This window comes from Pseudomonas sp. NPDC099000 (assembly GCF_044759925.1).
Taxonomy (GTDB): domain Bacteria; phylum Pseudomonadota; class Gammaproteobacteria; order Pseudomonadales; family Pseudomonadaceae; genus Aquipseudomonas.
This window is the reverse complement of the sequence record NZ_JBIWAF010000033.1, coordinates 39,312-52,325: the sequence shown is the minus strand read 5'-3', so window position 1 is coordinate 52,325 and position 13,014 is coordinate 39,312. Positions and strand designations below refer to the sequence as shown.

Below are 13,014 nucleotides of genomic sequence, written 5' to 3'. Positions count from 1 at the left end.
CGAAAACTGCGTAACTCTTTGTTTACCAAGGAGTTTTCCGTTTCGACTGCGCCGGAAGTGGGGCGAATTATAGACTTCCAGAATCTGCCGTCAACCCCTTATTTCAGCTTTATTCGGATTTGAGCGTAATACGCGCAAATGCTTTCTTTCCGGCCTGGCAAACATGAGTCGCGCCGAGTACGTATATAAAGGTGCGATCGACAACCTCGCCATCTATACGCACACCACCGGAGCCCAACAGGTCTCTCGCGACAGCCGAGTTCTTGACCAGGCCTGCCTTATTAAGGACAGCAGCAATCGGCATGTCTTCAGCAGCGGTCAGTTCGATCTCGGGCAGATCGTCCGGCAGCTCGCCATCCTTCATACGGTTGCCCGCCGCACGGTGAGCATTGGCCGCAGCCTCTTCACCATGAAAACGCGCAACGATCTCTTCAGCCAGTTTGATCTTGATATCACGCGGATTCGCGCCCGCCTCGACATCGGCACGGAATGCATTGATCTCATCCATGGAGCGGAAGCTGAGCAATTCGAAGTAGCGCCACATCAGTGCATCCGGAATAGAGACCAGCTTGCCGTACATGACACCTGGCGCCTCCTGGATACCGACGTAGTTGCCCAAGGACTTGGACATTTTCTTCACGCCATCCAGACCTTCGAGCAGCGGCATCGTCAGAATGCATTGAGCCTCCTGACCATAACCACGCTGCAGTTCACGCCCCATCAGCAGATTGAACTTCTGATCGGTCCCACCCAACTCGACATCCGCGCGCAAAGCAACCGAGTCATACCCTTGAACCAACGGATAAAGGAACTCGTGAATAGCGATTGGCTGATTGGTGGTGTAGCGCTTGTCGAAGTCATCGCGCTCAAGCATGCGAGCCACGGTGTACTGCGAAGTCAGACGAATGAAGTCCGCCGGCCCCATCTGGTCCATCCAGGTGGAGTTGAACGCCACCTCGGTCTTGGCCGGATCAAGAATCTTGAAGACTTGAGTCTTGTAGGTCTCGGCATTCTCGAGAACCTGCTCGCGGGTGAGCGGGGGACGCGTCGCGCTCTTGCCGCTCGGATCACCGATCATTCCGGTGAAGTCGCCTATAAGGAAGATCACCTGGTGACCCAGGTCCTGGAACTGACGCAGCTTATTAATAAGCACGGTATGACCCAGGTGCAGATCCGGCGCGGTCGGATCGAAGCCTGCCTTAATACGTAGCGGCTGGCCACGCTTGAGCTTTTCGATCAGCTCGGACTCGACCAACAGTTCTTCCGCACCACGTTTTATCAGCGCTAGCTGCTCTTCAACCGACTTCATAACAGACCCGCAAGGCTCGAATTCAAAGGGGACCAACCATACAAGATCACGCGTCAAATACAAAGTTTGGCCGGCGCAATGACGCCAATCCGCTGGCAGAGTGACCACGGACTTGCTTCAGAGATGATTTGGTTATATTTTATACAGTTATTTCATCTTCATCATGTCATTCATCTTTTCCAATTCATCTTTTTCAAAGTCAAAAATTACCTATGACCAAAGAATCGTCTAAAGCGCCACCGCTTTACCCGAAGACCCACCTGCTCGCAGCAAGTGGTATCGCCGCTCTTCTGAGCCTGGCGCTTCTGGTATTCCCTTCCAGTGATGTAGAAGCCAAAAAGACGACGCTGAGTCTTGAGCTGGAAAGCCCTGCTGAACAACTGACACAAGATCAAGACGCTGCCGAAGCCGTCCAAGCCACAAATGAGCCGGCAGCCTCGCCTTTCGCGCAGATCGAAAACAGCGCCGAAGAGCCACAGGAAACCGCTCAGGCCGAGCCTGTACCTGCCCCGGTCGTCGAAGAAAAGAAGGCCCCAAACCACAGGGAAGTGATTGTTTCCAAAGGCGATACGCTGTCCACGCTGTTTGAGAAAGTCGGCCTCCCCGCCACTTCGGTGCATGAGGTACTGGCCAGCGACAAGCAGGCCAAGCAGTTCAGCCAGCTCAAACACGGCCAGAAACTCGAATTCGAACTGACCCCCGATGGCCAGCTGACCAACTTGCACAGCAAGGTCAGCGACGTCGAAAGCATCACCCTGACCAAGAATGACAAGGGTTATACGTTCAACCGCATTACCGCCAAACCCACCGTGCGCTCCGCCTACGTTCATGGCGTGATCAACAGCTCGCTGTCGCAGTCTGCCGCGCGCGCCGGCCTGTCCCACAGCCTGACCATGGACATGGCCAGCGTGTTTGGCTATGACGTCGACTTCGCCCAGGATATTCGCCAGGGTGACGAGTTCGATGTGATCTACGAGCAGAAAGTCGTCAATGGCAAAGCGGTCGGCAACGGCCCGATCCTTTCTGCACGCTTCACCAACCGCGGCAAAACCTACACCGCCGTGCGTTACACCAACAAACAAGGCAACAGCAGCTACTACACCGCTGACGGCAATAGCATGCGCAAGGCGTTTATCCGCACGCCGGTAGACTTCGCCCGCATCAGCTCGAAATTCTCCATGGGCCGCAAACACCCGATCCTGAACAAAATCCGCGCCCACAAAGGTGTCGATTACGCAGCACCACGCGGCACCCCGATCAAAGCGGCCGGTGACGGCAAAGTATTGCTGGCCGGCCGCCGTGGCGGCTACGGCAATACCGTGATCATCCAGCATGGCAACACCTACCGTACCCTGTACGGTCACATGCAAGGTTTTGCCAAAGGCATCAAGACTGGCGGCAGCGTCAAGCAAGGCCAGGTGATCGGATACATCGGCACAACCGGGCTCTCCACCGGCCCGCACTTGCACTATGAGTTCCAGGTCAATGGCGTGCACGTCGACCCACTGGGCCAGAAAGTTGCGATGGCCGATCCAATCTCCAAAGGGGAACGCGCACGCTTCCTTGCGCAGAGTCAGCCGTTGATGGCCCGCATGGATCAAGAGAAGTCCACTATGCTGGCTTCGAAGCGCTAAATCATGACGCTCTATATAGGCGTGATGTCCGGGACCAGCCTCGATGGCCTGGACACTGCACTGATCGAGCTGACCCCGGCGATCAACCTGATCGCCACGTACTACACCCCCATGCCTGATTCCCTGCGCGTCGAGCTGCTTGGCTTGTGCGCCAGCGGCCCGGACGAGATTGCCCGCTCCGCCATCGCTCAGCAGAACTGGGTGAAACTGGCCGCTCAGGGCATTAACGCCCTCCTCCAACAACACGACCTGAAACCCGAAGACATTCGTGCGATTGGCAGCCACGGCCAGACAATTCGCCACGAACCGGCGCGCGGCTTCACGGTACAAATCGGCAACCCCGCCCTGCTCACCGAGCTGACCGGTATCACCGTGGTCAGCGACTTCCGCAGCCGTGACGTGGCTGCCGGCGGGCAAGGTGCACCGCTGGTTCCAGCCTTTCACGAAGCCTTGTTTGATGAACGCGCCGGTAATCGTGCGGTACTGAATGTTGGCGGATTCAGCAACCTCAGCCTGATCGAACCCGGCAAGCCTGTCGCCGGTTTCGACTGCGGCCCAGGGAACGTGCTGCTGGATGCGTGGATTCACCAGCAACGCGGCGACAACTTTGATCGTGACGGTCAATGGGCTGCCAGCGGCAAGGTTGAACCGGTTCTGCTGAATGAATTGCTGAGCGATCCGTTCTTCGTGACCAAAGGCCCGAAAAGCACCGGCCGCGAAGTGTTCAACCTGCCATGGCTGACACAGCATCTATCGAAGCTGCCGACCTTCGCCGCTGAAGACGTGCAAGCAACCCTGCTTGAGCTGACCGCACTGACTATCGTCGAGTCATTGCAGCACGCTCAATCGGACACCCAGGAACTGCTGGTCTGCGGTGGCGGCGCTCACAACGCCACACTGATGAAGCGTTTGGCCAGCCTGCTGCCGAACGCGACAGTCAGCAGCACTGCCGCTTACGGCGTGGATCCAGACTGGGTCGAAGCCATGGCCTTCGCCTGGCTGGCCCATTGCTGCCTGGAAGGCATCGCCGCCAATCGCCCGAGCGTCACCGGCGCCCGCGGCCTGCGCGTACTCGGCGCCATCTACCCGGCATAAACGCCACACAGCAAAACGCCGCAAAGCCCTGAAGCCATGCGGCGCTTGGTAATGCGGTGAAGCGCGATCAGATCGAGAACGAAGAGCCGCAACCACACGTGGTGCTGGCGTTCGGATTCTTGATCACGAAACGCGAACCTTCCAGACCTTCCTGATAATCCACCTCGGCACCTGCCAAATACTGGAAACTCATTGGGTCGACCACCAGACTCACACCTTCGCGCTCGACGATGGTGTCGTCATCGGCCACTTCTTCATCGAAGGTGAAGCCGTACTGAAAACCTGAACAACCGCCGCCCGTAACGAATACGCGCAGCTTCAAGCGATCATTCCCCTCTTCATCGACCAGGCTCTTCACCTTGTGCGCGGCACCGTGGGTGAATTGCAAAGCGGTGGGGGTGAAGGATTCGACGCTCATGCTGACTATCTCCCGGCGTTACGCCGCCATAATGCGTGATGACGCGCATTATCCGCTTCTCCTAGAAAATCGGTCAACTATTGTTACGGTATATCAATAAACCCGATTGCCGGTTCGAAATGCAAAAAGGCCCGTCAGACGGGCCTTTTTGCTGAGCGGGATAAAGCCTTACGGCAGCATGCCGGCGTGGGACAGGCCCAGGCGCTCATCCAGCCCGAACAGAATGTTCAGGTTCTGCACCGCCTGACCCGACGCGCCTTTGACCAGGTTATCGATCACCGACAGCACCACCACCAGATCGCCATCCTGCGGACGATGCACCGCGATACGGCAGACGTTGGCACCGCGCACGCTACGGGTTTCCGGATGGCTTCCGGCCGGCATGACATCGACGAACGGTTCGTTGGCGTAACGCTTTTCAAACAACGCCTGCAGATCCACCGAGCGATCCACGACGGTCGCGTACAGCGTCGAATGGATGCCGCGAATCATTGGCGTCAGGTGCGGAACGAAGGTCAGACCGACGTCCTTGCCCGCTGCACGACGCAGACCCTGGCGGATTTCCGGCAAATGACGGTGACCTTTGACGGAGTAGGCTTTCATGCTTTCCGACGTCTCGGAGTACAGCGAACCGACCGAAGCGCCACGGCCGGCACCGCTGACACCGGATTTGCAGTCAGCGATCAAACGCGTGGTATCGGCCAGCCCGGCTTCGAGCAACGGCAGGAATCCCAATTGCGTAGCCGTTGGATAGCAACCCGGCACGGCGATCAGGCGAGCGTCCTTGATCTGCTCGCGATTGACTTCCGGCAGACCGTAGACCGCTTCCTCCAGCAGCTCCGGCGCACCGTGCGGCTGGCCGTACCACTTGGCCCATTCAACCGAGTCTTGCAGACGGAAGTCCGCCGACAGATCGATGACCTTGGTCCCGGCCGCCAGCAATTCGCCGGCCAGCGCATGAGCAACCCCGTGCGGCGTGGCGAAGAACACCACATCACAGGCGCCCAGCGTCTTGATGTCCGGAACGCTGAACGCCAGGCCGTCGTAGTGGCCTCGCAGGTTCGGGTACATGTCAGCCACGGCCAGACCGGCCTCGGATCGGGAAGTGATCACAACCACTTCAGCTTGCGGATGCTGTGCCAACAGACGCAGCAGTTCGACACCGGTGTAACCCGTGCCGCCGACGATACCGACCTTGACCATAAAGCTGCCCTCAACGAACCCACTGGAAAGCCGTCGATAATAGGGGCCGCGCGGCCCTGCGACAACCGCTTAGGTGACGTGCGGCGGCTAATGTGTCCCGTCTCGGGCATAACGTTCAACTTTTGGCGAGTGGCTTTTGTGGCCAGGCAAGGCGCCGCGACGAGTCATAGCTCGCTATGGCGAGGAGCGGCAACGCAGTCTGGCCGCAAAAGACGCCGTCAAAATTGAACAGTTATGTCCGAGACGGGACACTTTCTCTACTATTCGGGCTACCGTGAACCTGGGAATAACTAAAAATGCTTTATCTGTGGCTCAAAGCGCTTCACATCGTCAGCATGGTCTGCTGGTTTGCAGGCCTGTTTTACCTGCCGCGCCTGTTCGTTTATCACGCTCAAAGCGAAGACACCGTCAGCAAGGAACGCTTCAGCCTCATGGAGCGCAAGCTGTATCGCGGCATCATGGGTCCGGCGATGATCGCCACCCTGATTTTCGGTATCGCGCTGATCTGGCTTAACCCGAGCATCTTCAGTCAAGGCGCGTGGATTCACGCCAAGCTGACCCTGGTGGTGATCCTGATCGGCTACCACCATATGTGCGGCGCCCAAGTAAAACGTTTTGCTCGTGGCGAAAACACCCGCAGCCATGTCTTTTATCGCTGGTTCAATGAAGTGCCGGTTCTGATATTGCTGGCTATCGTAATTCTGGTCGTCGTTCGGCCGTTCTAATAAGCACAACTCACCGGGGTACTTCCAATGTCGCTGCCCGCTTTGCTCGAACAACGTTTGCGCCTGCCCGTGGTGGCTGCGCCGATGTTCCTGATTTCCAATCCGCAATTGGTGCTCGCCTGCTGCCGTAACGGCGTGGTCGGCAGCTTTCCCGCGCTGAACCAGCGCGAGAGCAGCGGCTTCAAGGCCTGGCTGGAAGAGATCGAAGCAGGGTTGGCGACACTCGAGAACCCGGCGCCTTACGCGGTCAACCTGATCGTTCACAACACCAACCCGCGACTGCAAGCAGACCTTGCGATCTGCATTGAGCACAAAGTACCGATCGTGATTACCAGCCTCGGCGCCGTGAAAGAAGTAGTCGATGCCGTGCACAGCTATGGCGGCCTGGTGTTTCATGACGTGACGACCCGTCGCCATGCCGAGAAAGCCGCCGAGGCTGGTGTGGATGGCTTGATCGCCGTGGCAGCAGGTGCCGGTGGACATGCCGGGACCTGGAGCCCGTTCTCGCTGATTGCCGAGATCCGCCAGTTCTTCGACAAGACCCTGCTGCTGGCCGGCTGCCTTAACCACGGCCACGAGATCCTTGCTGCGCAATTGCTCGGCGCGGATCTGGCCTACTTCGGCACGCGATTTATCGGCACCACTGAAAGTCATGCGCCTGACGCCTACAAAGAGATGTTGCTGACTGCCAGAGCCGCGGACATCGTCCATACGCCGGCAGTTTCGGGTGTACCGGCGAGTTTCATGCGCCAAAGCCTGGAGGCTGCCGGTTTCGACATGGCAGCTCTGCAAGGCAAGGGCGAGGTCGACTTCGGCTCCAAACTCAAGCCTATCAGCGATGAAGCCAAAGCCTGGAAAACCGTATGGTCCGCGGGCCAGGGTGTCGGGGAAATCGATGATTTGCCGAGCGTCGATCAACTGGTCGCACGGCTGGACGCGGAATACCGCAAGGCCCTGGAGGTTGCGGCCCAGTTGCCTAAACGCTGGCCACGCTAAGATGAAAGTTTGGCCAGCCCGTCCCGGCTGGCCTTACACTCCACGCTTGAAACACACCTTATTACAAATTCTCGCGACAAGGATGCCTCGCAATGAGCGACAACCGTTTCAAGATCGTGTTCGACGGAGCTCTGCTGCCAGGCGTTGACGCCACCTCCGCTAAACAGAAGCTGGCCGATCTATACAAAAGCGAAGTCGCTGCCGTCGAACGGCTGTTCACTGGCAAGACGGTTACGCTCAAGAAAGACCTGTCGCACGCCGACGCGCAAACCTACCTTCAGGCGCTGACGAAAACCGGCATCGATGCTCGCATCGAAAGCGGGCCGTCCATAGAGCTGAACCTGACCGATGCCCACGAACACGAGCCTGTCGCCAGCCAACCGGTATTTGCCGACCCCGCATCCCCTTACGCACCGCCCCGGGCCACTGTCGGCGAAAGCCTGCCCGCGTATGCCCCACTCAAGCCATTCAGTGTTGAAGGCCGCATCGGTCGCTTGCGTTATCTGGCCTGGACGATGGTCCTGACGCTGGTCATGCTGGCGGTCGGCTCGGTAGCGGCGATTTTCGCAGTCGCCATCATCAGTGCCGATTCGACCGCAGGCCTTATTCTCGGCGGCCTGGCAGCGTTCATCCTGTGCATTGCAGCCGCGGTCGTCAGCATTCAGATCAGCGTTCAGCGCCTGCATGATATCGGCTGGTCCGGCTGGCTCTGGCTGCTGAACCTGGTCCCGTTCGTGGGCAGCTTCTTCCCGTTCGTGATCATGGTCGCCCCGGGAACCAACATCGCCAATCGCTATGGCGCACCGCCCCCACCCAACACCACTGCGGTCAAAGTGCTGTCTTCGCTGTGGGTCGTGTTGATTGCCATTGTCTTGATTGGTGCTCTGGCCGGAGGCCTTACGGCGATCCAGGAAGAGTATGAAACCGCGGCCGAAACCAGCTACGACAGCAGCTCGGCGATTACCGAAGAAGTTGAGGTCGAGCCGGCGCAAGAGGCGGAGCAAGCAGCGGATTCCGCAGACGAAGAAGCCGAATAAGCCCCGGCCCCTGTAGACTCTGCGAAAGAATGAACAGCGCTCCCCGCCCGTGACACCCGCGTCGCCGGCGCGGAGCTGTTGCGATGGAGAACTGCATGACCCGTTACGCTCTGATCACTGGTGCCTCCAGCGGCATCGGCCTGGCGATGGCCGAAGCGCTGGCCCGCCGTGGCCGCAGCCTGATTCTGGTGGCCCGACAACGTGATCAGCTGGAAAGTATTGCAATTGAACTGACCCAACGCTTTGGCGTGGAAGTATTGTTTCGCGCCTGCGACCTCGGCGAGCCATTACGGCTGTCCGGGTTCCTGCTGGAACTGGAAGAAGGTGACCGGCAAATCGATCTGCTGGTCAACTGCGCGGGCATCGGCACCTGCGGGCCATTTCTGGCCCAGGACTGGATGACCGAGCAGGACCTGATCGAAGTGAACATCCTGGCCCTCACCCGCTTGTGTCATGCCATCGGAAATAGCATGGCCTTGCAGGGTGGCGGACAAATTCTGAACGTCGCTTCAATGGCGGCATTCCAACCCGGCCCGTGGATGAGCACGTACTACGCCAGCAAAGCCTATGTGCTGCATTTTTCCGAAGGGCTGCGCGTCGAGCTGAAGAAGTGCGCAGTCAAGGTCTCGGTGCTCTGCCCCGGCCCGACCCGTACCGGATTCTTCCGCACCGCGCAGCTGGATACCGGCAAACTGGCCGACAGCAACATGCTCATGAGTCCCGAAGAGGTTGCGCTGTATACCGTGCGCGCCCTGGAAAAAAATCGCGCAATCATCATTCCGGGTCGAGGGAACCGCTGGCGTGCCTTCCTGCCACGGCTCGGCTCTCGCTGGCTGAACCGGACAATCGCTGGCATGGTCAACAAGGCTTACTGCCCGCGTTGACCAGGCCTCAAGGTAAAACGCTGGGCTCGGGGATAACCCATGAGTACACTCAGGCCAGTCCAAACAACGGAGAAAACAGCTGTGGATACTCTGTTTACCAAGATCATCAACCGGGAAATCCCGGCGAAGATCATCTACGAGGACGACCAGGTACTGGCCTTCCACGACATCGCCCCACAGGCACCGGTGCATTTTCTGGTCATTCCGAAAAAAGCGGTGCGCACCCTCAACGACCTCACCGAGGACGACAAGGCCTTGGCCGGACATATTCTGTTCACCGCCCAGCGTCTGGCCCTGGAACTGGGCTGCGAAGAAGGTTTCCGTGTGGTCATGAACTGCAATGAACTGGGCGGGCAGACGGTCTACCACATTCATATGCATGTACTCGGTCAGCGCCAGATGCACTGGCCGCCGGGTTGATCCAACCCATTCCTTTGTAGGAGCGAGGCTTGCCCGCGAAAGCGATCTGACAGTCACATTAATGTCATTTGATAAACCGCTTTCGCGGGCAAGCCTCGCTCCTACAGGATTGGAATACTCCAATGACCCAGCGCAAACCTTCCCCGGCCGATTGGGTTAAACTGGCCGCCGAGATTCTTCCCGGAGGTCAGCATGACTACCCAGCGCCACTACTCGCCGATTGACCGTCTTCTGCTGCAAGCCGATGCCGCGATGCGGACGTTGCTGCCTTTCAGTGGCCAACCATACCGTCCGTCGCCCGCCATTGTGCAGCCGGATGCGCAAATGAGTGACGAAGATTCCCGCCACGTTGCTGGCTTGATGCGCATCAACCATACCGGTGAAGTCTGCGCCCAAGCGCTGTATCAGGGTCAGGCCCTGACCGCCAAGCTGCCGCACGTGCGGGCCGCCATGGAACATGCGGCCGAAGAAGAAATCGATCACCTGGTCTGGTGCGAGCAACGCATCAAACAGCTGGGCAGCCACACCAGCATCCTCAATCCGCTGTTCTACGGCATGTCGTTCGGGATTGGCGCGGTGGCCGGATTGATCAGCGATAAAGTCAGCCTAGGGTTCGTTGCGGCGACCGAGGATCAGGTGTGCAAGCACTTGAATGAACATCTGGAACAACTGCCGGCCGAGGATGAGAAATCCCGGGCGATTCTTGAGCAGATGCGCATCGATGAAGAACATCACGCTGAAAGTGCACTGGAGGCGGGTGGTTTTCGTTTTCCGGCACCGGTGAAGTTCGGGATGAGTTTGATGGCCAAGGTGATGACCAAGAGTACTTACCGGATCTGATAACTGCGTTGTCAGTCAGGGCCTCATCGCGAGCAAGCTCGCTCCCACAGGGTTTTGCGACAGACATGAAAAAGGCGACTGCCGTGAGGGAGTCGCCTTTTTTGTGCTCGAAGATCTTAGTTAGGCACGTTGCGTGCGTAGAAGATTTCCAGCATTTCGTGTTTCACACGGTCGGTCACCTGAGCTCGCTGCTCAGAGGACAGGCTGTTGGTGGCGTCGCCGAACAGATAGTTGTCCAGCTCGAAGTTCTTCAGCAGCATCTTGGTGTGGAACAGGTTTTCCTGGTACACGTTCACGTCGGTCATCTGGTACGCGTCGCGGGTGTCGTCGGAGAGGTAGTTCTGAATCGAGTTGATCTCGTGATCGATGAAGTGCTTATTGCCTTCCACGTCACGGGTGAAGCCGCGCACGCGATAATCCACGGTCACAATGTCCGAATCGAACTGGTGAATCAGGAAGTTGAGCGCCTTAAGCGGTGAAATCACGCCACAGGTCGACACGTCGATGTCCACACGGAAGGTCGCAATGCCGTCGTCCGGATGGATTTCCGGGTAGGTGTGCACCGTGATGTGGCTCTTGTCGAGGTGGGCCAGGATAATCTCGGGCAACGGGCCCGGCGACTCTTCGATCTGGCTGTCGGTCGGGGTTACCGGCTCTTCAGAGATCAGAATCGTGACGCTGGCGCCCTGAGGCTCATAGTCCTGACTGGCAATGTTCAGGATGTTGGCACCAATGATATCGACAACTTCTGTGAGGATCTGCGTCAGGCGTTTCGCGTTGTACTCTTTATTGATGTACTCGACGTAAGCCTGTTGGTCTTGCGGGGTTTCCGCGTAGCAGATGTCATAGATGTTGAAGCTCAAGGTCTTTGTCAGGTTATTGAACCCGTGGAGCTTGAGTTTGCTTTTCACCGTTAAAAACTCTCTATGTATTGCGGCCCGGGCCGCGTGATCAAGCATGCCCGTCAGATGCGAACAACGCAGCTGCGTAGGACGGTTAACACCTCTTCGCGATGGCGATTTTGGTTGTCTGTTCGGGTTCGCAGCCTGTCGATGACCGGCAACTACCCTGAAAAAAGTGGCGCATTATGCAGACGTCAGCTTGGGATCGCCAGAGTCTGCACTGCTTTTATGATAGTTGAATGTCGATTCAACCGAGTTCGATGATCTCGTAGTCGTGGGTAATGGCCACGCCAGCCGCGCCCAGCATGATCGAAGCCGAGCAGTACTTCTCCGCCGACAGCTCGATGGCGCGTTTGACCTGGGCTTCTTTCAGCCCGCGGCCCTTGACCACGAAGTGCATGTGGATCTTGGTGAAGACTTTCGGATCCTCGGTCGCGCGCTCGGCTTCAAGGAAGGCTTCACAGCTTTCGACGGCCTGACGGGACTTCTTGAGAATGCTGACCACATCGAAATTGCTGCAACCGCCGACACCCAGCAGGAGCATTTCCATTGGCCGGACACCCAGGTTGCGACCGCCGGCGTCGGGCGGACCGTCCATGACCACGACGTGGCCACTGCCGGATTCACCGAGGAACATGGCTTCGCCAGCCCATTGGATGCGTGCCTTCATCGCCAGACTCCACTGCATAAAAAAGGGTCGCCAGCTTAGCACAGGGGCCCTGATCGACAGTGCCCTGCATTCGTAGGGCATAACCATCCGAACCGTAGGTAATTTCTCGAATATTGCGAGAAGTGTCTGTTAAGCTGGCGCCAATTCGCTGGCGCATAGCCAGCTTTGTAGCATCCGTCGTCATCGACTCATAAAAAATCAAACACACCGTGAAGTCTTTTCGGGATACAACCATGGTTGCTATTGCCCCAACCCCCAAAATCAAGAACCTCGACAAGCTGTTGATGCATTGCCAGCGTCGTCGTTATGCGGCGAAGAGCAACATCATTTGTGCCGGTGATCGCTCGGAAACGCTGTTTTTCATTATCAAGGGTTCGGTCACGATCCTGATTGAGGATGACGACGGCCGCGAAATGATCATCGCCTACCTGAACTCCGGGGACTTTTTCGGTGAGTTGGGCCTGTTTGAACAAGCGGGGCTTGAGCAGGAACGCAGCGCCTGGGTGCGCGCGAAGATCGAGTGTGAAGTGGCGGAAATCAGCTACGCAAAATTCCGCGAGTTGTCCCAGCAGGATCCAGACATTCTTTACGTACTCAGCGGACAAATCGCACAGCGTCTGCGCAATACCACGCGCAAGGTCGGCGATCTGGCGTTCTTCGACGTTACCGGTCGCGTCGCCCGCTGTCTGCTAGAGCTGTGCAAACAGCCGGATGCCATGACCCACCCGGACGGCATGCAGATCAAAGTGACCCGCCAGGAAATCGGGCGGATTGTCGGTTGTTCACGGGAGATGGTCGGTCGCGTGCTCAAGGATCTGGAAGAACGCAACCTGGTGGACGTCAAAGGCAAGACTATGGTGGTCTTCGGCACGCGCTAAGCT

Annotated in this window: 14 protein-coding genes; 9 read left to right on the top strand and 5 right to left on the bottom strand. The window is 57.9% G+C overall.

The window, feature by feature from the left end; translation table 11 throughout:
* Positions 1–109: 109 nt before the first annotated feature.
* Positions 110–1,309 (bottom strand): tyrosine--tRNA ligase, encoded by a 1,200-nt coding sequence (gene tyrS / locus ACIQV9_RS25715; protein ID WP_403107481.1) that lies wholly within the window; start codon positions 1,307–1,309, stop codon positions 110–112.
* Positions 1,310–1,521: 212 nt separating this feature from the next.
* Here tyrS and ACIQV9_RS25710 point away from each other — a divergent pair, with 212 nt between their 5' ends.
* On the top strand, positions 1,522–2,943 hold the full coding sequence (locus ACIQV9_RS25710) for a peptidoglycan DD-metalloendopeptidase family protein (RefSeq protein WP_403107479.1): 1,422 nt from the start codon (positions 1,522–1,524) through the stop codon (positions 2,941–2,943).
* Between the two features lie 3 nt (positions 2,944–2,946).
* Positions 2,947–4,038 carry an anhydro-N-acetylmuramic acid kinase gene (locus ACIQV9_RS25705; RefSeq protein ID WP_403107477.1) on the top strand — a complete coding sequence of 364 codons (1,092 nt, stop codon included), beginning with the start codon at positions 2,947–2,949 and terminating at the stop codon, positions 4,036–4,038.
* A gap of 67 nt (positions 4,039–4,105) precedes the next feature.
* Here ACIQV9_RS25705 and erpA read toward each other — a convergent pair whose 3' ends face one another.
* Together erpA and argC are read right to left on the bottom strand one after the other, a co-directional pair.
* Complete coding sequence (gene erpA / locus ACIQV9_RS25700; protein WP_007947969.1) at positions 4,106–4,456, bottom strand: iron-sulfur cluster insertion protein ErpA; 351 nt, start codon at positions 4,454–4,456, stop codon at positions 4,106–4,108.
* A 168-nt stretch (positions 4,457–4,624) separates the two neighbouring features.
* Complete coding sequence (argC, locus tag ACIQV9_RS25695) at positions 4,625–5,659, bottom strand: N-acetyl-gamma-glutamyl-phosphate reductase (protein WP_109635271.1); 1,035 nt, start codon at positions 5,657–5,659, stop codon at positions 4,625–4,627.
* A 296-nt stretch (positions 5,660–5,955) separates the two neighbouring features.
* On the opposite strand from argC, the gene hemJ reads away from it, so the two are divergent.
* From hemJ to coq7, 6 genes are all read left to right on the top strand, one after another.
* Complete coding sequence (gene hemJ / locus ACIQV9_RS25690; RefSeq protein ID WP_219096887.1) at positions 5,956–6,384, top strand: protoporphyrinogen oxidase HemJ; 429 nt, start codon at positions 5,956–5,958, stop codon at positions 6,382–6,384.
* A gap of 27 nt (positions 6,385–6,411) precedes the next feature.
* Positions 6,412–7,380 carry an NAD(P)H-dependent flavin oxidoreductase gene (locus ACIQV9_RS25685; RefSeq protein WP_403107474.1) on the top strand — a complete coding sequence of 323 codons (969 nt, stop codon included), beginning with the start codon at positions 6,412–6,414 and terminating at the stop codon, positions 7,378–7,380.
* A gap of 92 nt (positions 7,381–7,472) precedes the next feature.
* A complete protein-coding gene (locus tag ACIQV9_RS25680) occupies positions 7,473–8,417 on the top strand; it encodes a DUF805 domain-containing protein (protein ID WP_403107472.1) in 945 nt (314 codons plus the stop codon).
* A 95-nt stretch (positions 8,418–8,512) separates the two neighbouring features.
* Positions 8,513–9,301 carry an SDR family NAD(P)-dependent oxidoreductase gene (locus ACIQV9_RS25675; RefSeq protein ID WP_403107470.1) on the top strand — a complete coding sequence of 263 codons (789 nt, stop codon included), beginning with the start codon at positions 8,513–8,515 and terminating at the stop codon, positions 9,299–9,301.
* 81 nt (positions 9,302–9,382) lie between these two features.
* Complete coding sequence (locus tag ACIQV9_RS25670) at positions 9,383–9,721, top strand: histidine triad nucleotide-binding protein (RefSeq protein WP_094470373.1); 339 nt, start codon at positions 9,383–9,385, stop codon at positions 9,719–9,721.
* A gap of 192 nt (positions 9,722–9,913) precedes the next feature.
* Positions 9,914–10,561, top strand: a complete 648-nt coding sequence (coq7, locus tag ACIQV9_RS25665; protein WP_403107468.1) for a 2-polyprenyl-3-methyl-6-methoxy-1,4-benzoquinone monooxygenase — start codon at positions 9,914–9,916, stop codon at positions 10,559–10,561.
* 116 nt (positions 10,562–10,677) lie between these two features.
* Here coq7 and speD read toward each other — a convergent pair whose 3' ends face one another.
* On the bottom strand, positions 10,678–11,472 hold the full coding sequence (speD, locus tag ACIQV9_RS25660) for an adenosylmethionine decarboxylase (RefSeq protein ID WP_403107466.1): 795 nt from the start codon (positions 11,470–11,472) through the stop codon (positions 10,678–10,680).
* 238 nt (positions 11,473–11,710) lie between these two features.
* The gene (locus ACIQV9_RS25655) at positions 11,711–12,133 is read right to left on the bottom strand and encodes an OsmC family protein (RefSeq protein ID WP_007941657.1); all 423 of its coding nucleotides are present in this window, start codon (positions 12,131–12,133) and stop codon (positions 11,711–11,713) included.
* A 233-nt stretch (positions 12,134–12,366) separates the two neighbouring features.
* Here ACIQV9_RS25655 and crp point away from each other — a divergent pair, with 233 nt between their 5' ends.
* Complete coding sequence (gene crp / locus ACIQV9_RS25650) at positions 12,367–13,011, top strand: cAMP-activated global transcriptional regulator CRP (RefSeq protein WP_008027103.1); 645 nt, start codon at positions 12,367–12,369, stop codon at positions 13,009–13,011.
* Positions 13,012–13,014 lie beyond the last annotated feature (3 nt).

Bases quoted from the DNA above. Each gene is read 5' to 3' on its own strand.
- ACIQV9_RS25705 (WP_403107477.1), top strand. From the start codon at position 2,947: ATGACGCTCTATATAGGCGTGATGTCCGGGACCAGCCTCGATGGCCTG.
- ACIQV9_RS25685 (WP_403107474.1), top strand. From the start codon at position 6,412: ATGTCGCTGCCCGCTTTGCTCGAACAACGTTTGCGCCTGCCCGTGGTG.
- erpA (WP_007947969.1), bottom strand. From the start codon at position 4,456: ATGAGCGTCGAATCCTTCACCCCCACCGCTTTGCAATTCACCCACGGT.
- hemJ (WP_219096887.1), top strand. From the start codon at position 5,956: ATGCTTTATCTGTGGCTCAAAGCGCTTCACATCGTCAGCATGGTCTGC.
- ACIQV9_RS25675 (WP_403107470.1), top strand. From the start codon at position 8,513: ATGACCCGTTACGCTCTGATCACTGGTGCCTCCAGCGGCATCGGCCTG.
- ACIQV9_RS25710 (WP_403107479.1), top strand. From the start codon at position 1,522: ATGACCAAAGAATCGTCTAAAGCGCCACCGCTTTACCCGAAGACCCAC.
- tyrS (WP_403107481.1), bottom strand. From the start codon at position 1,309: ATGAAGTCGGTTGAAGAGCAGCTAGCGCTGATAAAACGTGGTGCGGAA.
- ACIQV9_RS25655 (WP_007941657.1), bottom strand. From the start codon at position 12,133: ATGAAGGCACGCATCCAATGGGCTGGCGAAGCCATGTTCCTCGGTGAA.
- argC (WP_109635271.1), bottom strand. From the start codon at position 5,659: ATGGTCAAGGTCGGTATCGTCGGCGGCACGGGTTACACCGGTGTCGAA.
- crp (WP_008027103.1), top strand. From the start codon at position 12,367: ATGGTTGCTATTGCCCCAACCCCCAAAATCAAGAACCTCGACAAGCTG.
- ACIQV9_RS25680 (WP_403107472.1), top strand. From the start codon at position 7,473: ATGAGCGACAACCGTTTCAAGATCGTGTTCGACGGAGCTCTGCTGCCA.
- coq7 (WP_403107468.1), top strand. From the start codon at position 9,914: ATGACTACCCAGCGCCACTACTCGCCGATTGACCGTCTTCTGCTGCAA.